Annotated in this window: 22 protein-coding genes and 1 tRNA gene; 12 read left to right on the forward strand and 11 right to left on the reverse strand. The window is 47.8% G+C overall.

What is annotated here, in order from left to right:
- Positions 1–73: 73 nt before the first annotated feature.
- From KTH90_RS01615 to KTH90_RS01625, 3 genes are read left to right on the forward strand one after another with little or no spacing between them, the layout of a single operon-like run.
- Positions 74–253, forward strand: coding sequence for a spore coat associated protein CotJA (locus KTH90_RS01615; protein WP_238726158.1), 180 nt, complete (start codon positions 74–76; stop codon positions 251–253).
- Complete coding sequence (locus KTH90_RS01620; protein WP_158351838.1) at positions 246–506, forward strand: spore coat protein CotJB; 261 nt, start codon at positions 246–248, stop codon at positions 504–506. Before KTH90_RS01615 ends, KTH90_RS01620 begins: the two co-directional genes overlap by 8 nt.
- The gene (locus tag KTH90_RS01625; protein WP_158351840.1) at positions 506–1114 is read left to right on the forward strand and encodes a manganese catalase family protein; all 609 of its coding nucleotides are present in this window, start codon (positions 506–508) and stop codon (positions 1112–1114) included. Before KTH90_RS01620 ends, KTH90_RS01625 begins: the two co-directional genes overlap by 1 nt.
- Positions 1115–1214: 100 nt before the next feature.
- On the opposite strand, the gene KTH90_RS01630 is transcribed toward KTH90_RS01625, so the two are convergent.
- From KTH90_RS01630 to KTH90_RS01640, 3 genes are all read right to left on the reverse strand, one after another.
- Positions 1215–2891, reverse strand: coding sequence for a ribulokinase (locus tag KTH90_RS01630; RefSeq protein ID WP_158351842.1), 1677 nt, complete (start codon positions 2889–2891; stop codon positions 1215–1217).
- Positions 2892–2916: 25 nt separating this feature from the next.
- Positions 2917–4413, reverse strand: coding sequence for an L-arabinose isomerase (gene araA / locus KTH90_RS01635; RefSeq protein WP_158351843.1), 1497 nt, complete (start codon positions 4411–4413; stop codon positions 2917–2919).
- 149 nt (positions 4414–4562) lie between these two features.
- A complete protein-coding gene (locus tag KTH90_RS01640) occupies positions 4563–5612 on the reverse strand; it encodes an AraC family transcriptional regulator (protein ID WP_238726159.1) in 1050 nt (349 codons plus the stop codon).
- A gap of 274 nt (positions 5613–5886) precedes the next feature.
- Here KTH90_RS01640 and KTH90_RS01645 point away from each other — a divergent pair, with 274 nt between their 5' ends.
- The 3 genes from KTH90_RS01645 to KTH90_RS01655 all read left to right on the forward strand — a co-directional run bounded on the left by KTH90_RS01645 (position 5887) and on the right by KTH90_RS01655 (position 8807).
- Positions 5887–7425 (forward strand): polysaccharide biosynthesis tyrosine autokinase, encoded by a 1539-nt coding sequence (locus KTH90_RS01645; RefSeq protein ID WP_238726160.1) that lies wholly within the window; start codon positions 5887–5889, stop codon positions 7423–7425.
- Between the two features lie 120 nt (positions 7426–7545).
- The gene (locus tag KTH90_RS01650) at positions 7546–8523 is read left to right on the forward strand and encodes an SPFH domain-containing protein (RefSeq protein WP_238726161.1); all 978 of its coding nucleotides are present in this window, start codon (positions 7546–7548) and stop codon (positions 8521–8523) included.
- Positions 8524–8621: 98 nt separating this feature from the next.
- Positions 8622–8807, forward strand: coding sequence for an Arc family DNA-binding protein (locus tag KTH90_RS01655; protein WP_158351849.1), 186 nt, complete (start codon positions 8622–8624; stop codon positions 8805–8807).
- A 278-nt stretch (positions 8808–9085) separates the two neighbouring features.
- Here KTH90_RS01655 and KTH90_RS01660 read toward each other — a convergent pair whose 3' ends face one another.
- Positions 9086–9868, reverse strand: coding sequence for a Fic family protein (locus tag KTH90_RS01660; RefSeq protein WP_158351851.1), 783 nt, complete (start codon positions 9866–9868; stop codon positions 9086–9088).
- A 270-nt stretch (positions 9869–10138) separates the two neighbouring features.
- Positions 10139–10209 (reverse strand) — tRNA-Gly (locus KTH90_RS01665).
- 312 nt (positions 10210–10521) lie between these two features.
- Between KTH90_RS01665 and KTH90_RS01670 the strand changes: the two genes are divergently transcribed.
- The 5 genes from KTH90_RS01670 to KTH90_RS01690 all read left to right on the forward strand — a co-directional run bounded on the left by KTH90_RS01670 (position 10522) and on the right by KTH90_RS01690 (position 15155).
- A complete protein-coding gene (locus KTH90_RS01670; RefSeq protein ID WP_158351853.1) occupies positions 10522–11145 on the forward strand; it encodes a DedA family protein in 624 nt (207 codons plus the stop codon).
- Positions 11146–11381: 236 nt separating this feature from the next.
- The gene (gene thyA / locus KTH90_RS01675; protein ID WP_158351854.1) at positions 11382–12230 is read left to right on the forward strand and encodes a thymidylate synthase; all 849 of its coding nucleotides are present in this window, start codon (positions 11382–11384) and stop codon (positions 12228–12230) included.
- A gap of 28 nt (positions 12231–12258) precedes the next feature.
- Positions 12259–12747 (forward strand): dihydrofolate reductase, encoded by a 489-nt coding sequence (locus KTH90_RS01680; RefSeq protein WP_158351856.1) that lies wholly within the window; start codon positions 12259–12261, stop codon positions 12745–12747.
- A gap of 33 nt (positions 12748–12780) precedes the next feature.
- Positions 12781–13989, forward strand: a complete 1209-nt coding sequence (locus KTH90_RS01685; protein ID WP_158351858.1) for a GGDEF domain-containing protein — start codon at positions 12781–12783, stop codon at positions 13987–13989.
- A gap of 95 nt (positions 13990–14084) precedes the next feature.
- Positions 14085–15155, forward strand: a complete 1071-nt coding sequence (locus KTH90_RS01690; RefSeq protein WP_158351860.1) for a branched-chain amino acid aminotransferase — start codon at positions 14085–14087, stop codon at positions 15153–15155.
- 70 nt (positions 15156–15225) lie between these two features.
- On the opposite strand, the gene KTH90_RS01695 is transcribed toward KTH90_RS01690, so the two are convergent.
- Positions 15226–16620: an FAD-binding oxidoreductase gene (locus KTH90_RS01695; RefSeq protein WP_158351862.1), complete on the reverse strand. Its 1395-nt coding sequence runs from the start codon at positions 16618–16620 to the stop codon at positions 15226–15228.
- Position 16621: 1 nt separating this feature from the next.
- A complete protein-coding gene (locus KTH90_RS01700) occupies positions 16622–17878 on the reverse strand; it encodes an electron transfer flavoprotein subunit alpha/FixB family protein (RefSeq protein WP_158351864.1) in 1257 nt (418 codons plus the stop codon).
- Positions 17879–18250: 372 nt separating this feature from the next.
- On the opposite strand from KTH90_RS01700, the gene KTH90_RS01705 reads away from it, so the two are divergent.
- Complete coding sequence (locus tag KTH90_RS01705; RefSeq protein WP_158353137.1) at positions 18251–19567, forward strand: IS110 family RNA-guided transposase; 1317 nt, start codon at positions 18251–18253, stop codon at positions 19565–19567.
- 118 nt (positions 19568–19685) lie between these two features.
- Here KTH90_RS01705 and KTH90_RS01710 read toward each other — a convergent pair whose 3' ends face one another.
- The 4 genes from KTH90_RS01710 to KTH90_RS01725 form a co-directional block, all read right to left on the reverse strand.
- Positions 19686–20480, reverse strand: coding sequence for an electron transfer flavoprotein subunit beta/FixA family protein (locus KTH90_RS01710; protein ID WP_158352754.1), 795 nt, complete (start codon positions 20478–20480; stop codon positions 19686–19688).
- A 179-nt stretch (positions 20481–20659) separates the two neighbouring features.
- Positions 20660–21649: a dihydrodipicolinate synthase family protein gene (locus KTH90_RS01715; protein WP_158352753.1), complete on the reverse strand. Its 990-nt coding sequence runs from the start codon at positions 21647–21649 to the stop codon at positions 20660–20662.
- A gap of 50 nt (positions 21650–21699) precedes the next feature.
- On the reverse strand, positions 21700–22536 hold the full coding sequence (locus tag KTH90_RS01720) for a carbohydrate ABC transporter permease (RefSeq protein WP_158352752.1): 837 nt from the start codon (positions 22534–22536) through the stop codon (positions 21700–21702).
- Positions 22537–23391: a carbohydrate ABC transporter permease gene (locus tag KTH90_RS01725; protein WP_238726162.1), complete on the reverse strand. Its 855-nt coding sequence runs from the start codon at positions 23389–23391 to the stop codon at positions 22537–22539. It lies immediately after the preceding gene.
- Positions 23392–23434: the final 43 nt, after the last annotated feature.

The raw sequence follows: 23434 nt of genomic DNA on the forward strand, positions 1-23434 counted from the left end.
GGATTCGAGCAGAATAACCGATGAATATCTGGAATTTATTTGAATGAATCAAGAGATGGAAGGAGCGTTTGGAATGGATACAAATTGTGATTGTACACAGACTCAGGCAGATCAGCTGCCGATCGCCATGGCATATGTGCCGAAACAGAAGTGGAACGGGACGTATGAATTAGCACAGGCGCTTGAGAAGGGGACGATATTCCCGGATCTGGACAAACCTCTTATGGTAGGAGGTGGCCTGATTCATGGATAAGAGCAAAGAGGAACTGTTAAAGGAAATTACGCAGGTCAGTTTTGCGGTGAATGACCTCACCCTGTATCTGGATACGCATCCAAATGATATGGAAGCCCTGAAGATGTTCGATCAATGTAAACAACAGCGCAAGGACGCCCTGAAACAATTTGCAGAAAAATATGAACCGCTCTGTTTGGATGACGTAGAAGCGGGCGCATCCTCATGGGCCTGGAACAACGCTCCGGTACCCTGGGAAGGAGGTGTCTGCTAATGTGGAATTATGAAAAGAGACTACAGTTTCCTGTGAATATTAAAACGCCCTGTCCGAAAACCGCGACTATGATTATTACGCAGTTCGGAGGACCCGACGGAGAGCTGGCCGCTTCCATGCGGTATCTGTCCCAGCGGTATTCTATGCCCTATAAGGAAGTGGGCGGCCTGCTGACCGATATCGGTACGGAAGAGCTGGCTCATATGGAAATGATCTGTGCTATCGTTCACCAGCTGACCAGAAACCTGACGGAAGAACAGTTAAAAACAGACGGATTCGACACGTATTATGTGGATCACACGACCGCCTGCTGGCCTACTGCCGCCGCGGGAATCCCTTTCAACGCCTGTGAGTTCCAGTCCAAAGGCGACTGTATCACAGACCTGACCGAGGACCTTGCAGCCGAACAGAAGGCCAGGACCACCTATGACAATATACTGCGGGTGGTCAAGGATCCGGATGTACTGGCTCCGATCCGGTTCCTGCGGGCCAGGGAAGTCGTGCATTTCCAGAGGTTCGGCGAAGCCCTTCGATCCGTACAGGAAAAGCTTGATTTCAAAAATTTCTATGCCTTCAACCCTGAGATCGACAAGCAATTTATGGCGTAAGCAAAATATAGAAAGGGACATGTCCAATATCAGACATGTCCCTTTCTATATTTCAAAAGCAGATTATACCTGGCCAACTTTATCGAAACATTAAATATACTTATGCTTTCCTTGCATCCGCCTTAATCTTTTTCAGACGTTTCATCACATCATTTTCACCGCGACCGAAATAATCATGAAGGAGCTTGAATTCCGCATACAGCTGCTTATAAGCTTCCACGTTTTCGGGAATCGGTTTATAATATTCGTCCTTGACCTTGCCCATAACTTTTGCCGCATCGAATATGGAATCGTATCCGCCTTTTTCTCTGCCGGCAGCCACAGCGCCGAACATGGCGGCACCCAGAGCCGGCGTCTGGTCGGAGGCGCTTAAGTAGATTTCCCGGTTGCAGACATCCGCGTAGATCTGCATCATCATAGGATTCTTGTAAGCAATTCCGCCGCATGCAAACAGTTTGTTGATCGGTACGCCATTTTCTTCAAAGGTCTGAATGATCATATTTTTGCCGAAAGCAGTGGCTTCGATCAGCGCGCGGTAGATTTCCTCCGGCTTTGTCTGAAGCGTGCAGCCGAGCAGCAGACCGGTCAGGTCCACGTCTACCAGCACAGACCGGTTGCCGTTCCACCAGTCCAGAGCCAGCAGGCCGCTTTCGCCGACTTTTAATTTGCTTGCCTTCTCGGTCAGGTACTGATGGATTCCTTTTCCTTCGGTGGCAGCCGCATCCTGGTAACTCTTTGGAACACAGTTTTTGACAAACCAGTCGAAATGATCGCCTACACAGGACTGACCGGCTTCATATCCAAAATAGCCCGGAAGAACTCCATCTTCTACGACGCCGCACATGCCGGGTACTATTTTTTCTTCGGTTCCGCATAAGATGTCGCAGGTCGAGGTTCCCATGATCATCAGCAGGTTGCCAGGCTCGGTGATGCCTACGGCCGGCAGTGCCACATGGGCGTCTACATTAGCGATGCCAACAGCAGTACCAGGGAGCAGCCCCATGCGGCCTGCCATTTCCGGGGTGAGTTCACCGGCTTTTTGCCCCAGCGGATAGATGTCCGCAGCCAATTTCTCTTCTACCACGTGATCCAGTTTTGGATGCAGGGCTTTGAAGAAGTCATTGGGGGGATATCCCTCCCGTTTACTCCACAAGGCTTTGTAACCAGCAGTACAGCTGTTGCGCCTCTCCTGGCCGGTCATCATCATGGTGACCCAGTCAGTGGCTTCCATAAAGCGGTCCATCCGATCATAGATGTCGGGAGCTTCTTCTGCGATCTGCATTAACTTGGGAAATAACCACTCGGAGGAGATCTTGCCGCCATAGCGCTGCAGGAAGCTCTCGCCCCGTTCTTTCGCGACGGCATTGAGACGGTTGGCCTGATCCTGGGCCGCATGATGTTTCCACAGCTTGACATAGGCATGAGGATTGTCCTTGAGATCCTCGTGAAAACACAGCGGGATTCCTTTGTCATCCACCGGAAGTACGGTACAGGCGGTAAAGTCAATGGCCAGTCCGATAACATCCTCTTTGCTGATTCCGGATTCTTTTAACACAGCCGGAATCGTCTGTTCCAATACCTCCAGGTAATCCTGGGGATGCTGAAGCGCCCAGTCGGGCCCCAGACGGGTAACACCGTCAGGAAGGTATTCATCCATGACCGCATGCGTATAATCTTTGACTGCCTGAGCCAGAATGGAACCATTCTCTACGTCAACCAGTACTGCCCGGCCGGACAGACTGCCGTAATCTACACCTATGGAATATTTTTTGGACATTCTTATTCCTCCTGTTTCTGCCGTATTAGCGGTACGCTGCCGCATTCCAGCGGAGCTCATTTTTAAAATTACGGATCGTGGTATCCTGATCAATAGTAACAGCTTCGATATCCATGGCAGCAGCCCAGTCACCCATCTGCTCGGAACTCAGATCATAGGAGAACGCCGTATGGTGGGCTCCGCCTGCCAGAATCCATGCTTCCGCTCCGGTGATCAGATCCGGCATCGGTTTCCACAGCGCAGTGGCCACCGGAAGTTTCGGCATCGGGATATCCTGCTTTAAGCACTCCACATCATTGATAATCAGGCGGAAACGGTTCCCCAGATCCACCAGGGAGCAGGCCACGCCTTTGCCGGGCTTGGATGTGAATACCAGACGGGCGGGATCTTCACGGTCACCCATGCTGAGAGGGCATACCTTGATGGCAGGCTTATTTTCCGCGATGGTGGGGCAGACCTCCAGCATATGGGACTGCAGGATCGCTTCGCTTCCCGGAGTCAGACGGTATGTATAATCCTCCATAAAGGACGTACCCTTGGCATCTTTGACGTTGGCGGTCATTAATTTCATCAGACGTACCATGGCTGCGGTTTTCCAGTCACCTTCCGCACCGAATCCATAACCGTCGGCCATCAGACGCTGCATCGCAAGGCCCGGAAGCTGCTGTAATCCGGAGAGCATCTGGAAATTTGTAACCACTGCCTGATAATCATTCTCCGTTAAGAACTTCCGGAAGCCCAGCTCAATACCGGCCTGCACGGCCACGTGCTGTTTGAATTCTGCCGCATCCCGGCCTTCCGTCAGGATATCATAGCTGTCATAATACTCATCCACCAGCGCTTCGATCTCGCCCAGAGGTACAGCCTGGACATATTCCGCCACATCCGTGATATTGAACGCGTCGATTTCCCAGCCGAATTTAATGTGGGCTTCTACCTTGTCGCCTTCGGTCACGGCCACGTTTCTCATGTTATCGCCGACTCTTACGACGCGGATATGGCTGCTTTCCATCACACCCACCGCGGTACGCATCCAGCTGCCGATGCGGTCCTGCACCCGGGTGTCGCTCCAGTGGCCGACCACGATCTTACGCTCGATACCCATCCGGCTGACGATATGGCCGAATTCCCGGTCACCATGAGCGGACTGGTTCGTGTTCATAAAGTCCATATCGATGGTATCATACGGTATATCCTGATTAAACTGTGTATGCAGATGGAGCAGAGGTTTGCGGTATTCCTGTAAGCCCAGAATCCACATCTTGGCAGGAGAGAACGTGTGCATCCAGGTGATGACCCCGGCACAGGTTTCATCGGCGTTGGCCTCATTGAAGAGCTTGCGGATAGAAGTATTGTCGATCAGCGTACCTTTGCATTCCACCTCATAGGGTAGGCGGCCGGATGCATTTAACCCCTCCACCATGATTTTCGAATGATTTTCCACTTCCCTGACACACTCATCACCGTACAGGTCCTGAGAACCGGTTGCAAACCAGAATTTGTATTGTTTCGTCTCTAGCATTCTTATATCCTCCTTCTTAAAATAAATGTACACTGGTCAATACGAAAGAGCTCTTTCCGGCATTGGCCGTATAATGTTCGCTTACTTTCTATTTTAAGAACCGGAGGCTGTAAACTCAATTTCCCTTTCCTACGAAAATAGTAAAATAGTTACCTATTCCGACTTTTATTCCTGGCCTGGGCAGGCGTCATGTGATATTTTGCCGTAAATATCTTATAGAAATAGCCCTTGTTCTGATAGCCGACGCTGACAGCGACCTGCTCCACGGTCATCTTTGTATCTGTGAGCAGTTCCATCGCCTTTGCCAGCCGGATATCCTGCACGTACTCCGAATAAGTTTTCCCACTCCTTTCCTTCAGCACGCGGTTGAAATAGTCTTCGTTAAAATGAAAGCGGTCCACCAGGTCACGGATCGTGATCTCACGGTAATGAGTTCTGATGTAATCCCCGATATCTTCGTAGATCAGCCAGCGCATTTTCTTTTTTTGCTGGTCGGTCAGTGAAAATTCATATTCCGTACTGATCAGATGCAGCAGGCGCAGTAAAAGGCCCTTGCAGGTATACTTCGTACCGATATCGTTGGCCTCCAGCTCGGTGATCAGCTGTTCGATCAGCTGCTCCGCTCTTGGATCATGGTCCCGTTTGGGCTTAAAATGGATAAACTGCTGGACATCCTTTTGCTTCATCAGCGCGTCGTGCAGAAACTTTACGATTTTAGGTTCCCCCAGCTTTTCTACCATGCCCTCCTCCAGGATCGCGTGATCCATTCCGATGAACAGGACACAGCTTTTCTGGCAGAACAGATAGTCCTGGTGCAGGCAGCTTTTGTCGATCAGGCACAAATCCCCCTGCTGGAATCGGACGTCTTTTCCCAGGATCCGTTGACGGAACTCGCCCTTCACCACATAGGCCAATTCAATATAATCATGGGTGTGAAGCTGGGTCTTTTCCCCGTCCGTGAATACACTGCAGAAAGAAAAGGGGGTGAGGGAGGGCTTGATCGTGGCGTATAACCGGCCCTCCCGCTCCATATTCCAGAACAGGATATAGACCGGATGTTCAGTCGTAATAGGAAACGTCTTGACATCCTGGACCTCAAGGGAGTATTCCGGACACATAATCCTCATTGCGATGCTGTGATTTTCATCGATGGGGTCCGGAATTTTTTTTGTAATCTTTTCTATTTTGTTTAACAGCAAACGTTTCAGCTCCATTCCTTGCCGGGTCATATCATTAAAGAGAATTCCTACATTTAGTATAATAAAAACCGGCGTGATTGACAACTGAATTCAGGCTGTCAGGACCCGTTCTGCAATTCCCGTTCCTGCCCTTCAGGAACCGAAAAGGGATACCAGATACATAAATGTACGGACTGAACAACAAATAACAACAAAATGTTACATTAATTGTAGCCTCATATTTAAGATGCTATATTAAAACAGAATGTTACGGCATACTGGCAGGAGGCTTACAATGAACTTGGAAGATAAAGAGAAAAGATACATACAAAGCGATAATGATAACCGCGCAGACAGTCAAGCAGACAGGGCAAACAGATCCGACGTAACAGACATAGCTGCGCGGGACAACAGCAGCGGTGAGATGGAAATCGACCTGCGGGTCCTGTTATACATGCTGTGGAGCCGGCTTTGGCTAATCATATCCTTAGGGATAATGGGGGCGTGTCTTGCCGCCGTCATCAGTCAGAACATTCTGATTCCCCAATACAGTGCGTCCACGCAGATTTATATTTTAAATAAACAGGACCAGTCTGCCGTTACCTACAACGACCTCCAGAGCGGCGCCCAGCTCACCAAGGATTATATGCAGCTGATAAAAAGCAGAACCGTATTGAAGCAGGCGATCGCGGACCTGAATCTTCAGATGACGCCCGAACAGCTCGCATCCAAAATCGATGTATCCGCCGTTTCGGACACGAGAATCATCACTATAACGCTGACAGACGCCGATCCGTACAGAGCGGCGGAAATGGCCAACCGGGTACGGGAAATATCTTCAAAGCAGATTCAGGAGGTAATGGATATCGAGGCGGTCAGCCTGGTTGATGCGGCGGATATCCCTTCGAAGCCCACGTCGCCGGATTTCAGGAAAAATATACTGCTGGGGGGACTGGCGGTATCCGCTGTGACCATTTTCTGCCTGATCCTGTTATTTCTGCTGAATGACAAAATTAAAACATCAGAAGATGTCGGGGAAAAATTAGCGTTGAATGTTTTGGGGTCCATCCCACAATTTAACCGGAAAAATCGAAAATATAAGAAACCGAAAACCAGGCAGCAGGAGGAAGCAAAAAAACATGAAAACAATATAATACCGGGCAAAATTAAAAACGATATACCTGTAAGCGAAGCTTACAATACCCTGCGCAGTAATATCCAGTTCTGCGGCAGCCATATAAAAGTGATCTCTGTCACCAGCTGTTTATCGGGAGAAGGAAAGTCCTGCGTCTCTATGCAGATGGCATTTTCCATGTCAGACATCGGAAAAAAAGTGCTCTATATCGATGCAGACCTGCGCAAGCCCGCTTCCTCAAAACAGATAAGTATAGATCGTGCGATCCCGGGCCTGACACAGTATCTCTCGGGGATGTGTGAAACCGAAGAGGTACTGTTGAATACGAACAGAAAGAATCTGGACATGATTCATTCAGGACCGGTGCCGGCCAACCCATCGGAGCTGCTGGAAAACGGAAGACTGAAAGAACTGCTTGATGAAGTAAAAACCCAGTACGATTACATATTCATCGACACACCTCCGCTGGTCCCGGTTATCGACAGCGCCATAATATCGAATATTTGCGACAGGATCATTATGGTGATCGAATTTAACCGGATCAGCTGCCGCCTGGCTTCTTCCGTGACGAAACAATTGAATAAAACCAACTGCCGGATCCTGGGAGTCATCTTAAATAAAATAGACATCAATAAAAAATCCTCTTATGAAAAGTATTATGACAGTACTTATTACAGGGAATATTACGGAAGGCATTGAGCCGTTTCGCAGAAGTGTCAGAGAAAGTGCTTCTATTATTATAGCTTGACAAGGTGGAAAAGGGGATGTATTATAATGATATCAAAATAATATCATTTTTAATCCGTGAGGAGGATTATTATGAGTACTAAAAACACCGGATTTCAGGAAGAAAAAGTATTAAAGCCCGCGAGCGGCTTTGGCATGCTGTTTTTAGTCGTTTTGGTCATGATCGTCAGCATTCTGATCCCGGCTTTGAACGCGTCCCGCCCAGTGATCGGGCCTGTACTGTGGGTGATAGGTATCTTGTTGATCTGCATAGCATTTGTGTTCCTGTTTGGGCTTAAGGTGATTCATCCCAATGAGGCGCTGGTCCTGACTCTGTTTGGTAATTATTACGGTACCTTGAAAAACGACGGCTTCTTCTGGGTAAATCCTTTCTGTACGGCGATTAATCCGGCTGCGAAGCAGGCTGTGGAGCAGACGGCTGCTGCAGGTGCCCGAAACGGAGCAGCCGCACAGAGCGTCAGCAAAAAAGTATCACTGAAGACGATGACACTCAACAATGAAAAACAAAAAGTAAACGATGAACTGGGTAATCCTATAGAAATTGGTACCGTTGTCATATGGAAAGTAGAGAATGCTACAAAGGCTGTCATGAATGTGGAAAATTTTAAAGATTATCTATCCATCCAGTGCGACGCGATTACGAGAAACGCGGCCCGTCGTTACCCGTACGATACCTGCGAGGGCAAAGATGAGAAATCTCTGCGCGGCAGCAGCCAGGAAGTAGCGGATATAATGAAACAGGAACTGCAGGAAAAGGTGGAGGATGCCGGAATTCAGATACTGGAAGTAAGGATCACACATCTGTCCTATGCGCCGGAGATCGCTTCCGCCATGCTGCAGAGACAGCAGGCAGCCGCCATCATCGATGCGCGCCAGAAGATCGTGGAAGGCGCAGTCAGTATGGTGGAAATGGCCCTGTCGAAATTAAACGATACACAGATTGTAGAACTGGACGAAGAGCGCAAGGCCGCAATGGTCAGTAATCTGTTAGTTATCCTCTGTGGAAACAAAGATGCCCAGCCCATTGTAAACAGCGGCAGTTTATATTAAACTGGTACATAAGTCTGAAAATGGCAGAAAAAAAATCCGGTTTTTTATAAGCATGGAAGGATTCGGATAAGAAACGGCAGGAAAGGTCTGACGCAGTCATGGAGAACAAACCGAAAGAGAAAAATAAAAAACAGGTACCATTACGGCTTTCGGCTAGTCTCTGGAATGATCTGGCCCAGTGGGCCGAGGACGATTTCCGTTCGATCAATGGCCAGATCGAATATCTGCTGACCGAATGCGTGAAACATCGTAAGAAAAAGCAGAATGGTGATTCTGAAGAATAAGGTCTGAAAAAAGTAACCGGAAGGTTACTTTTTTCAGAGGGTGGGGGATGCGAAGTTTCCTGCAAGCTGTAATTGCGAGCTATTTGTAAAGGAGAACGAATAACAATATGAATGGAGCCTCGGTTGTCTGGCCGGGACTTATGCCAGGGATAAAGACGCGGCCTGCGGTGTGCTGTGTCCGTCCCCCCGGCACAGAGCCAAAAGTGAAGTTTTACTGCGGGATCCGGGGAAGACGCCGGCCAGAGGTCAGAGAAGCTCTGTAATTGGAAAGGCTGGCTTTAATCTTCCAGCTTCAGCAGCCGGCAATAATCCTTCTCCGTATCCAGCACACACTGCCCGATCAGTTCGATAAAGGGATCAGGATTTTTGCGGGTCTGGGCCTCGATCAGAGCGTTCACATATTCCTCTTTCCGATCGGGAGAGATAGAGACGGCACTGTATCCGTCACGGATCAGCAGATAATTCATCAATAATCTGCCGGTCCGTCCATTACCATCGGTGAACGGATGGATATCCAGCAGCCGTTTCAGCGCCATCGCCGCCCGTTCGATGGGATGCAGCGTGGCGGCGGACGATAGGATCTGATCGATAAAGTGGGACATCAGATGAGGAACATCCTCCGACAGAGGGGGGATATATTCCGTACCCGGAATATAGACCGGCATATCCCGGTAAACGCCGGCGGCCTCCAGGTCAATCTTCTGATAAAATAGGAAATGCAGTTTTTTAATCATGTCTTCAGTCAGAACGGCCTGCGGATCTCTGGCGCAGGAAAGCATATAATCATAGGCATTGGCGTGCCCTACCACCTCAAGATAGGCTTTCAATGGTTTCTCACCGGATACCGTTCCCTTTACCAGCAACAGCCTGGTTTCCTCAAGTGTCAGTGCATTGCCTTCCAGCGCATTACTGCTGTAGGAGAGGCCGGTTCGGAAATAGCGGTCCAGGGAGGCGCGCTCGTCGGCGGGTATGGAGCGGGCGGTCTTAAGCCGGTCCCTGTAAGTGTCTGCTTCCTGAAAGAGATTCTGTTTCATCATGTCGATCACTGCCCTTTCTTGCATATATAATCATCATCGGATTCTTGTGTACAAGATTTTTGTGTTCCATATTGCTGCGGATACCGCTGTGCGGGTGTGCTTTTTGTCTTGGGAATTCTAGTTACGACTAAATTATAACACCCGGAAAAGTATGCAACAAGGGGCAGGGGAAGAAAAAGATGTTTCCTATTACCTTAGTTCTAGAAAGTCCAGTTATAAAAACGTTTTCTAAAGTTAATATCGAAAAACGGATGCCTTTTGAGCATCCGTATCCATGTGATTTCCAATAAAAAAAGCGGATAACGGGAATCGAACCCGCCTATCCAGCTTGGGAAGCTGGTGTTCTACCAATGAACTATATCCGCATCGCATATACTATTATGTGTGGTTTTGTACAAAAAGTCAAGAAAAAATTTTAATGTTTTTCTGGATGTGTGTAGGATTACAATACATGTGTGACAACTGAAGAAACAACATCCGGACATCCGGGGACAGGCCCCTTTCTCCGCGCAGCTGCTTGAGAATATGGCGATACTACCGAAAGGTGCCAGTCCCCTCTCCTCTGACTGGGAATAAGTACGTTAATTGAAAGCAATAGAAGGAGGACAGCCAAAATAGCATATTTAACCCAAGTCCGGTCATATAATGAAGCAAGCGCCAACTGAACCGGAGAACCTATGCAGGATATCGTAATCAAAATTATGAATGAATATGGTTATCTGGGCATCATATTCCTGATCTTTATAGAAAATATATTTCCGCCCATACCGTCCGAGGTCATCTTAACCTTCGGCGGCTTTTTGACCACCTGTACCGTGATGAATGTACCCGGCGTAGTCGTTTTCGCCACGGTAGGTTCTGTGATGGGAGCCTTTCTTCTATACTATTTAGGGTATTTTTTGTCTCCTTCCAGACAGGAACAGCTGATTAACGGAAAAGTAGGAAAACTCCTGCACCTGAAAATGGAAAGTTTCCAAAAAGGACAGTCGTGGTTTGAAAAGCACGGGAACACGACCGTCTTTTTCTGCCGTTTTATCCCAATTATCCGCAGCGTCATCTCCGTTCCGGCAGGGATGGCAGGAATGGACATCGGAAAATTCACGATACTGACGACTCTCGGGTCCTTTGGCTGGAATCTGGTATTAGTATCGTTAGGAGCCTGGGCCGGCAAGTCATGGGAAAAAATCGCAGACTACATGAAGGAATATGCGCTGGTCGGGAAAGGGATCCTGATCGCGGTGGTGGTAATCTGGATTTACCGCTGGCTTAAGCGTAAGAAGAAAACAGTCTGTGAAAAATAAGCGACGGATATTGGTGTTTATAAGATGCAATGTCCCTTGGGGGGAATAATACAAAACAGATGTAATCAAAGCTCCCAGCTCCCCTTTTGACACAAACGGGCATCCTTCAAGTGTTGCCTATTTTTTAATTTTCAAAGAGAATTCCTCCTATCCTATGGATGCGTAAAAAGTTTCATGCTATAATGAGACAGACTTGCAGATTCGTAATCCGGGAAAAGAACAGGAGGCAGGAAACGATGAGTTATGCAGACGAGTTATTTATCCATATGTGTAAAGACATATTGGAAAATGGGACAAGCACGGAAGGAGAAAAGGTCCGTCCTCACTGGGAGGATGGGGCCTCAGCCTATACCATAAAGAAATTTGGTGTTGTGAACCGATATGATTTATCCAGAGAATTTCCGGCGCTGACTTTAAGGAAGACAGCGATTAAGAGCGCTGCCGATGAAATGCTCTGGATCTGGCAGAGAAAATCCAATAACATTAAGGACCTGAACAGCCATATCTGGGACAGCTGGGCTGATGAGGAAGGATCGATCGGGAAGGCGTACGGCTACCAGATGCAGGTGAAACATCAGTACCGGGAAGGGCTGATGGATCAGGTGGACCGGGTGATCTATGACCTGAAACACAATCCGTACAGCAGACGGATTATGACAAACCTGTATGTACATCAGGATCTGCATGAGATGAATCTGTATCCCTGCGCGTACAGTATGACTTTTAATGTCACGAAGGAAAAGAACAGTGAAAAGCTTAAGTTAAATGCGATTCTCAACCAGCGGTCCCAGGATATCCTGACGGCGAATAACTGGAATGTGGTACAGTATTCGGTGCTGGTGTATATGCTGGCCCAGATCTGTGACATGGTCCCGGGAGAACTGGTGCATGTCATCGCGGACGCCCATATTTATGACCGGCATATTCCTCTGGTGGAGGAGCTGATTACCCGTCCCACGTATGCGGCCCCTACATTTAAGCTGAACCCTGAGATTAAGAATTTCTATGATTTTACAGTCCGGGATATTACAGTAGAAAATTATGAAGCCGGGCCTCAGATTACCAATATACCGGTGGCTATATAAGCAGATTTAGAAAAGGAGTTTTCAGAATATGAATATCATTGTAGCAGTAGACAGCAACTGGGCGATCGGAAAGGATAACAGCCTGCTGGTCAGCATTCCGTCGGATCACAAATTTTTCCGGGAGATGACCACGGGTAAAGTGGTGGTGCTGGGCCGTAAGACACTGGAGACATTTCCCAATGGCCTGCCGCTTAAGAACCGGACGAATATTATTCTTTCCACGGACCCGGCTTATCACGTAAAGGATGCCATTGTGGTGCACAGTGTGGACGAGCTGCTGGAGGAACTGAAGAAATACCCATCCGGGGATGTATTCATTATCGGAGGAGAGAGCGTATACCGGCAGCTACTGCCTTATTGTGATACGGCTCACGTGACCAAAATCGATCATGAATATGATGCCGACAGCTATTTCCCAGATCTGGATCAGATGCCGGAGTGGGAGATTACCGGTGACAGCGAGGAACAGACGTATTTTGATTTGGAATACCGTTTTTTGCGCTATCAAAAGAAATAAATGTAAGAGTACAGGATAAGGTTGGAGAAAGACATGGACGTAAGAGACAGGATCAGGCATGTGGTAGAGCCGATATTGACAAAAGAACAAAAGAGCCGCTTCCGCGAATACTATCCGGAGAAGATCTATAGAGTGGAGCGAAATATCGGTTTGGTTGTTGCGGGGACCCAGTTCTGTATGATGCTTATCTTTTTTTTCCTGAAGGGCGACTACGTAATGGAGGGAGACGGAAGATTTTATTTGTATTTATATATGTATCTGTTTCTGGTGACCGTCATCCTGATTCCAGTTTATATGAAGCTCGTGAAACAAAAAAAATATGCCGTTCTCTCCTGGCTCAGACGAGGATATGTGCTCGCCATGTGTGTCTGGGTTATGGGTATCACGGTACTTGACCAGATACATGGCAGCGGACTAGGAGTATTCTGTTATCTGATTCCTACCATGGCGGCTGTTTTGCTGATGTCGCCGGCGGAGAGTTTAGTGATATTCGGCGGACAGTGGATGATACTTTTGCTGATCCTGACTATTAGGGGTATCAATCCGGATGAACTCTTTTCCAGCATTGTTAACAGTTTCTTTGTCACTGTCCTGGCTGTCTTTATTTCTATGAGGTATTACCGCAGTATGGAGATGGAATTCCGGGACCGGGATATTATCGAGTCCCAGTACAAAGAGATCGAAAAAGTAAACGAAAAACTGAGTGTCATGGTGAATACGGATCAGCTGACCGGTTTAAACAACCGAAGGTATCTGTCGGAAGTGATCGGCTGCAAGTTTGAAGAGTATAAGAAACAGAATTGCTTTATGGAGATCCTGATGCTGGATATTGATTTTTTCAAACAGTATAATGACACTTACGGACATGTACAGGGCGACGCCTGCCTGCGGGAGATATCCGCCATCATCAGGGAATGCATCAGCCAGGAAAACATTGTGGTAATTCGATATGGTGGGGAAGAGTTTCTGATTATGCATTGCCTCCCCAAAGACTGCCATCGCATCGGTGAAAGCGGCTCCGGGGAAAGTATGGCGGATTGTATCCAGGCCAGGATACGCAAGGCGGGGATTCCAAGGAATGATACCTTCCGGGATCATGTAACCGTAAGTATCGGAATCTGGCGGGGCTGGCTGCAGCAGTCGGATAATATGGAAAAGCTTATATCCCATGCGGATGAGGCTCTTTACAAGGCTAAGAAGGCGGGAAGGGACTGCGTTCAATATTATATGGCCATGCCTTAAAAAAACCTGGCTCTGCCCATGAAAGTATTGACAATCAAAGGAAAAAGGTCAATAATAGGAAAATAAATTCAGTATACGGAAGGAAGAGGAGCAGTATGTTAGATATCAGAGTTGAGAAAACCACAAGTCCGAAGCCGATTCCGGACAAAGATAATCCGCTGGTATTCGGTACGATCTTTACGGATCACATGTTTGTCATGGATTACGAAAAGGGAAAGGGTTGGTATGACCCCAGGATCGTGCCTTATGCACCGATTTCCCTGGAGCCCTCCGCCATGGTATTCCATTATGGCCAGGAGATGTTCGAAGGACTCAAGGCATATAAAACCGAAGATGGCAGGACTCTGCTGTTCCGCCCTGATAAAAATATAGAGAGAGCGAATAATTCTAACAGAAGGCTGTGTATCCCCGAGATCAATCCGGAGGATTTCCTGCAGGCCATCAAAGCTGTGGTAAAAATGGACGAAGCCTGGATTCCCACGAAAGAGGGTACATCTCTTTACATCCGTCCCTTTGTGATCGCAACCGATCCGTTCCTGGGGGTCAGACCGTCTGATACCTATAAGTTTATGATCATCTTATCGCCGGTTGGCGCTTATTATCCGGAAGGACTGAATCCGGTGAAGATCTGGATCGAAGACGAATATGTCCGTGCGGTTAAGGGCGGAATCGGAGAGGCCAAGACCGGAGGAAACTACGTGGCCAGCCTGGCTTCCCAGGTAAAGGCCCATGACGAGGGATATTCCCAGGTACTCTGGCTGGACGGCGTGCACCGCAAGTATATTGAAGAAGTAGGGGCCATGAATATTTTCTTCAAGATCAATGGAACTGTGGTTACACCCAAGTTAAACGGCAGTATCCTTCCGGGTGTTACCAGGAATTCCTGTATCGCGCTTTGCAGGGAATGGGGCCTGCCGGTGGAAGAACGGCAGATTTCCGTGGATGAGATCCTGGAAGCGGCCAAGAGCGGCACCATGGAAGAAGTGTGGGGAACCGGAACCGCGGCAGTTATCTCCCCGGTTGGCGCCCTTCGGTTTGAAGACGAAGTGATGCAGATTCAGGATGGAGGAATCGGTCCGGTCAGCCATAAACTGTATGATACGGTGACCGGTATCCAGACAGGGAAGATCGATGACTTTATGGACTGGACTGTAGAGGTTAGATAGATAGAGACGCTGAGATCCGGAGCGGGTAGTCCTTGTGGCTGCCCGCTCCGTTTTGATGAAGGCTCAGGTCTTATAATATTTTGCCCGGGTTCATGATGTTTTTGGGATCGAAGACGGATTTTATGCCTTTCATGAGCTGGATTTGGGTATCTCCAAGGGATTCCAGCAGGAATCTTTTTTTGGCGGAGCCGATTCCGTGTTCTCCGGATACCTGGCCGCCGAATTCCTGAGCCTTTTGATACATGAGGCGGAAAGCCTCTTGCATGGATTTTTGCCATAGTTCTGTTTCCATATCGTCCCGGCACAGGTAGATATGGAGGTTTCCATCGCCGGCGTGACCGAAGCTGGGGATCCGCATGTGAAGTGTGCGGGCGATGGAGTGGATGTAGGTGAAGTATTCGGCGGTTTTATTTCTGGGGACTACTACGTCGCATTCATCCATATCGGTAGTAGAGGCTTTGATAGCTTCCAGAAAAGAACCTCGGGCATTCCAGACAGAATCTTTGCGTTCCGGGGTGTCCACCAGATAGACGTCCCGGGCTTTATTTTCCAGACAGAGATCAGCGGCTTTTTCATATTCGGTTTGTACCTGTTTGGGACTGCTGCCGTCGAAGGTGAGCAGGAGGTAAGCGTCGGAACCGGTGTCGGGAAATGTTTTGCCCAGGTATTCTTCAGAGAAGAGAATGGTTTGCCTGGACATATATTCGAGGGCGGTGGGGACGGTACGGGCTTTGAGTATAAGGGGGACTACATGCAATGCATCCTCCATGGTCCCGAACGGAATCAGAAGGCTGATGCTGTGTGCGGGGCAAGGGATAAGTTTTAATATGGCTTCGGTTATCACGGCGAGGGTTCCTTCTGAACCGATGATCAGGTTTTTCAGATCGTAGCCGGAACTGTTTTTTACTATTTTTCCGCCCAGATTTTGGATATTTCCATCCGGTAATACGACGGTTAATCCCAGTACATAGTCCCGTGTAACACCGTATTTGACAGCGCGCATTCCCCCGGCGTTGGTAGAGATATTTCCGCCGATGGTCGCTGATTTTTCACCGGGATCAGGGGGATAGAAAAATTGATGAGAGAGGGCATATTCGGCCAGATCCATTAATAATACGCCAGGCTGTACCGTGACGGTGAGATTGTCTTCGTCCAGCTCCAGGATTTTATTCATTCGTATCATGTCCAGCATGATTCCGCCGTAGATGGCGACGGAGGAGCCTACGAGGCCGGTTCCCGCGCCTCTGACTACGACGGGTATCTCTTTTTTCCAGGCGTAACGCATGATGAGAGAGACTTCTTCTGTGGTTTCGGGCCGGATCAGCAGCTCAGGATAGGCGTTAGTACCGCTTAATTCGTCATGACTGTAATCCTCCTGAATTTCCGGACCGTACAGAAGGTTTTCTCTTTTTAAAACGCTTTGAAAATAGGTATAATCCTGTTCATCTATTTTGTGATAAGACATATTAGCGCTCCTCCTTTTTTTGTATGGAAACCGCCTCGTTTCCCAGCCTGGGATGTGTTTCAGGTTTGGAATCCGGTTCCAGGATCTGAAGAAAACCGGACAGCAGCTGATATAGGTCGCCGACAAAGCCATAGTGGGCGATGTCAAAGACAGGTGCGTTGGGATCGGAATTAATGGCTATGATGCAGGCAGAATTCCGCATTCCGGCAGCGAACTGAACGGAGCCGGAGATACCGAGCGTGATGATCAGGTCCGCGTTAACCGTTCGGCCGCTTAGACCGATCTGCCTTTTGGCATCAAACCATCCGTTTTCAACCAGGGGCCTGGTACAAGCTAACTGTGCGTTCAGGACAGCGGACAGTTTTTCCGCCAGTTTCAGATCCGCCTGTTTTTTTATTCCCCGGCCGACGGCGACGATTATTTTGGACTCAGCGATATCCAGAGCCGGTGCTTTGGGCTGAATCTCTAGTATTCTGGTTTCGCTTTTGAGTAAACGGGCCTCCGGCGTTATCTCAGTGATACTTCCATGTGGCTGGTCCGATGGAGGGGGAACCGGAAATACTTTAGAGCGGACAGTACAAAACTGCGGTCTGTGATTCGGCGTCACAATCTGAGCCATGATATTGCCGCCGAATGCAGGACGTATCTGTACCAGATCGGTGTTTTCTTTCATTTCCAGCAGAGTGCAGTCCGCCGTAAGTCCTGCCCGGAAGCGGGCGGCGGTCCTTGACGCCAGTGTCCGCCCCGCATGGGTGGCTCCGATCATCACGCAGGAGGGATGTATGTTACGTATAAAATCTTCCAATAAATTTACATAGAGTTCCGGCAGATAATGTTGGAGATGGGGCGCGTCATAGAGATAAATGTGATCTGCGCCGTAGTGCAGTAACTGCTCCGCCAATGGCCGCGCGTTGTATCCGGCCAGCAGTACGTAGACCGGATGGTGAATGACGGCAGCCAGTTCTTTTGCTTTTCCTATTAATTCCAGGGTGACGTTGTGAAGTCTGCCATTCCGGCATTCTGCGAAAACGGCAATTCCTTGCCAGGCCTCTTTAGAAAAGAGCGCCACAGCAGGTTCTTCCGACATGGTGATAACCCCGGCGGGTCCTTTCTTTATACAGATTTTGCACATTTTACAGCCGGAATTGATTTCCAGCAGGCCATCGCGGTAGGAAATAGCGGAGAAGGGGCATAATGACTCCAGCTCTTTTGCCGTCTGAGGCGTAACTTTATGCTGGTGTATGGTTAATGCGGGCATGGGATCACCTCCTTGTATAATAATGATGTAGTCAATCAAGACTACTTAATTAATAATTTACTTAATATCAGATAGCAGAAGAAGGGATTCTTCCTTCATCAGATGTTATCCATAATAGTTATCATGTCTGACGGTTCCTGATAGACACCAGGTAAAACATAAGGTATCATCTCTTAGGATAGGACAAAGAATGTTCACCTCCTTGGGAAGCTGATTCTTATCAGCCCATACCTATAATTTAGTCAATTAGTCCATTCGACAGGGTTTTATGTTTTAGCTGGTTGGGAGCCTGAGGGCTATACCCGAATAACACGCAAGGTTGTGTACCTGCCAGATTGGAAATGGATTCCTATCAGAAAGGAGCTTTTGCTCATGTCAAACAAAGTTGTTTTTAATCTTGATGAATTATTCATCTCTGTTGGTATTGATGTCGGTGCTGACTTCTCTTGGATGTCTATTGCACTTCCTAACCAACAGTTTGTAGGAAAACCTTATAAAATCCTACACAGTCGCATAAATTCTCTCACAACCGCTCTTTCTAAAATAAAAGAAGCAGAAGAGTTGTATTCCTTAGAAAGTCGCATCTTTCTGGAATCCACGGGAATTTATCATTACCCACTCTTCTGCTATCTTCGTGATAAGGGTTTTAACTGCTCTGTTATCAATCCTATCATCACTAAGAATAGCACAAATATGAATATACGAAAAGTACATAATGATCGTTTTGATTCTAAAAAGGCGGCTTTAGTTGGTTTAAAGCCTGATTTAAAGGTTTCTCTTATGCCATCGGATCTTGCCTTGAACTGTCGTAACCTGTGTCGTGAATACTACGATTTAATGGATAACCGCAGTGCTTATATTAACAAGCTTCAGGGCGAACTGCGTATGGCTTTTCCACAGTATCTTGGCATCTTTTCCAAGGTTACTACCAATACATCTCTGACTTTACTGGAAACTTATACATCTCCAACTGCTTTTATTGAAGCTGACTGTCAAGAGATTATTGATACCATCAAATCGACTGCTCGTTTTGGTCTTACATATGCTCAGAAGAAGTATAATGCCATTATCCAGGCTACAAACGAAGCAAAGGAGTTCGGCTATATCATTGACAGCAATATCAAGCGGATTCGTCTATATATCAGTTTCATTCGCAAGTACGATGAAGAAATCAAAGGAATACTTGATTCCATGCATGAACTGATCAATGCCAATGAGGATACTGTCTTTGTAAATCAGGTCCATCTAATTGAAACCTATAAAGGTGCAGGTTTCTTATCTGCTGTATCCCTAATGGGTGAGATTGGAGACTTTTCAGCGTTTTCAAAACCAAAACAGCTTTTTGCCTACTTTGGTCTTGATCCGGCTGTGAAACAATCAGGTAAATTCGAAGGTACAAAAATCAAGATGTCTAAGCGTGGCTCTGCCATAGCCAGGCGTGTTCTTCATACACTGACGTTACAAAGCATCAGTACCTCACGCACTGGAGAAGCCAAAAATCCAGTACTACATGATTACTATCTTAAAAAATGTGAATCTAAGCCAAAGCTGGTTGCTATGGGTGCTGTTTCGCATAAGGTTTGCAACATAATATTTGCAATACTTCGGGATAACAAGCCATTTGAAATCATTAAACCTGAGGAACATATCAAACAATACAATGCTGCTAAATGCGATAATGCTGCATAAAATACTACTACACCACAGAATCAATATCTTTTAAAAAATGATATTTTCACCAAGGGGGAAGTGCGCCCTTTTTTAATCCAGAAATTTTTCATTTCTCTATTGACATTTATTAGCTGGACTATATGAATTTTAGCCGGGACAGCAGGGTGAATAGCTGTTGTGCCATGGGTTCCCCAAAACTGCGGTAGATAACTTTTTCCTCATTTTTCGCAGGCGGAAAGATCCGCTCTACCTGTGTGGGAGAACCGGCCAGTCCATAATGAGTTTCATCCTTGTCCTGAAAATCCGCCAGCGTGAGTATTTGGATTCGTTCGTCTATATTTCCCAGGGATTTTTTCTTTTTATAGGAGGGGAGTCTCGGGGTATTAATCCTGCTGTCGGTGCAAATCAGACATGGAAGCGGAAGATATTCGGTTTGGATGGAATCTTCCATATTGCTTCGGATCACGAGACCCTTATCGGTAATATCTGTTATCTCCACCACATAACCGGCGTGTGGAATATTCAGGAATTCCGCCAGTTCTGCCCCTACCTGGGCGGTGTCTCCGTCGGTGGTCTGTTTGCCGCACAGGATGAGGTCATAATTTCCAATCATAGGCAGAGCCTGTGAGAGGGTATAGGCGGTGGCCGATACGTCTGCACCGGCAAACCTGCGGTCGCTGAGCAAGACGGCTGAGTCCGCGCCCATAAACAGGGTTTCCGCCAGCATGTCCTGTGCTTGGGGAGGTCCCATGCTGATAGTGCGTACGGTTCCGCCTGTTCCGGAGGCCAGGGTGAGAGCTAATTCTAAAGCATAAAGGTCATAGGGATTCATTTTGGAAGGGATTCCGTCTCTTTTCAGAATACCGGTCACCGGATCGACGTCAACGCTGGCGGTACCTGGAACCTGTTTTACACAAACTACGATGTTCAAAGTATTTCCCCCTTTGGGACAAAGAGGCGTCCGATTCGATATACGGCCGCCTCTTTGCTTCAATTTTTATAGCTATGAGCACTTAGCGGCTGTATTGTAGCCGCTTACGTGCGATGCATGAAAAATAGTCAGCGAGGTTTTTTCGAGCGCTACTATTTTTTATAGCTATGCGGTTCGGGTTAGGACGATAAGGCTCCCAGTTCCTTTAAGATACCTTTGAGTTCTTTAATTTCGTCACTGTTCAGATTGTACATAGGACGCATGACATTGCCGGTCATGGGGAGCCCCACGATCTTCATGGCTTCCTTAACAAAACTTTGATAGATCGGAACGCCTCCCACCGGGAGATAAGTGCTCAGAGCGGTGGAAACGTTCTGTCTGGAAGCCACGCGGCCCTTGAACTGCTCCAGGGGATCCAGAGCCTCTACCAGTGAGGTAAGCTTTTTGAAATCCTCAGCCGCACCGGCTTTGTAGATTTCAAATGCTTTATCCGGCAGATAGTTGGCCAGATCGGACACAAATGCACGGCTTCCGTGCAGAGCCGTATACTGGAAGAAGCTTTCGCCTAATCCGGTAAATACGTTCATATCATTGGGATCTATAGTCTGATACATACGGTAGAACATCTGGGCTTTGTCCGTATTTTCCTTCAATCCGACGATATTATCGATCTTAGACAGGCGTTTCATCAGGTCCGGATAAATGTATAGCTTGGTGGTTATGGGATTGTTATAGACCACAACGCCGCACCGGACCGAATCAGCGATTGCTTTATAGTGCTCATACACACATTCATCGGTGGAGGGATGATAGTAAGTATTGACTATCATGATACCGTCGGCTCCGGCGTCCTCTGCGTATTTGCTCATTTTGATGGAATACCCGGTGCCGGGTCTGCTGGTACCGAAGATGAGCGGGAACGCGCCGTTCACCGCTTCCACGACCACGTTTACGTATTTTTTGAACATATCATCCGTCCAGCCGTAGAACTCGGATGTGCTTCCGCCGGCCAGAAAGACACAGTCGTTTCCTTTAAATTGTTTTACCTGTACCCGGATCAGCTCTTTCAGACATTCAAAATCGATCTCTTCCTCTTTGGTAACAGGGGTCATAACGAGATGGACAGGGCCTTTCAGACTTTTTCTGAGTTCGTCATACGTCATACTCATAGTTTTTTTCTCCTTTTCTTATTATAAGTTTTATGTTTTCCCCGGAAGCATCAGCCTTTGACTGCTCCGGCCGCGGCGCCTTCGATGATGTCTTTTTGGAAGAAGAGGAAGGCGATAAGCGGAGGGATCATTCCGATCAGGGCTCCTGCAGCCAGCGTGTGCCATTCGATCGTGGTCGCGGACATGATACTGTTCAGGGTTAACGTTATGGTGTGCCATTTGGCATTTCCCATCAGAAACAGGGGGATCACAAATTCATTATAGGTGTTAATAAAGGCAAATATTGCGCTGACCGCGATCCCGGGCTTTACCATGGGAACGGCTACCAGATAGAGAAGCTGAAAACGTCCGGCGCCGTCTATGATGGAGGCCTCCTCCACTTCAACGGGAACAGAGCTGAAAAAGCCGGTCAGGAGCCAGATCGTGAGGGCCAGATTTACACTTACAAACATAATGAGCAGTCCCGGCACCGTGTTAATCAAATGTATTTTGATATAAATGGTGTATACGGAAGGCATCAGGACAATACCGGCCAGCATCTGGGTAAAAAGCAGGCTGAAGAGGATGAGGCTGCGGCCCCTGAACTGGAATCTGGTGATGACGTAGGCTGCCGGAATCGCAATCAACAGATCGAGAATCACGGTTACGATGGCGTATAAAAAGCTGTTCAGCAGCTGCCGGTAGAGCAGTGCAAAAGTATCTGTAAAATTAGAAATGTGAAAATACTTCGGGTACAGCATCGGCTCCAGCATATGGGAATACGGTGTCAGCGATACGATCACCGCATTGTAAAGCGGCAGCAGCGCAAACCCCAGAATCGCCACGATCACCAGCAGTTTTAAAAGTCCCAGTGCGGGAGGAAGTCTTCGGATTCGGTTCCTTCTCATCTAATCGGCCTCCTTCAAACATTTCCAGTATATGGTGGTCATGATCATCAGGATGAGGATGGCGATCAGCGAGAGGGCGCTGGCCGCTCCGGTATCGTGCATGGAGATCAGCTCATGGTAGATAGACATAGGCATGATAGTGGTGGCCTTTCCGGGTCCGCCGCCCGTCATGGAATATACGATATCAAATACCAGGAACGTCCATACGGTAAGGATGATACCGGTAGTCAGCGTGATCGGTTTCAGCTGCGGTAAAGTGATGTACCGCAGTGTCTGGAAATGTCCCGCACCGTCCACGGCCGCTGCTTCCATATACTCAGCCGGGATGGACTTAAGCGCTGCATAATACGAGATAAATGCAAACGGCATCGATCTCCAGATACGAGCCACGATCACAGCCGTCAGCGCGGTATTTCTGGATAAAAATTGCACCGGTTTGCCGGTCAGTCCCACAGTTTGCATAAAAGTATTCAGCAGACCGAAGTTTGGCTGGTACAGCAGGTACCAACAGACAGCCACAATGATCAGCGGAATGGTATAGGGCAGCAGGCAGATACTGACGCACAGCTTTTTCCCGAAAAAATTCCGGTTAAACACCAGCGCCGCGGCGAGGCCAAGGAGCATGGAAGGGATGATAGAACCAAAGGTCCAGATCAGTGTCCTGCCAATCACCGGCCCAAGATCCTTTGCGATCTTCGCAAAGTTTCCGGTCAACGTGAAGCTGTCTTCCCCTGCGATCGTTGTGTTTTGAAACGCATGGCAGACCGTTGAGACAATAGGGACAACATAGACAAGTAATTGAATCAGAAACAACGGAACTAAAAATAGCAGAAACCCGTTTTTTAACCTTTGCAAGTATATCACCCCTTCGCGCGATCTTTTTTAGACGGTCCTTATG

The sequence above is a fragment of the Diplocloster modestus genome, assembly GCF_019042245.1.
GTDB classification, from domain to species: Bacteria; Bacillota; Clostridia; order Lachnospirales; family Lachnospiraceae; genus Diplocloster; species Diplocloster modestus.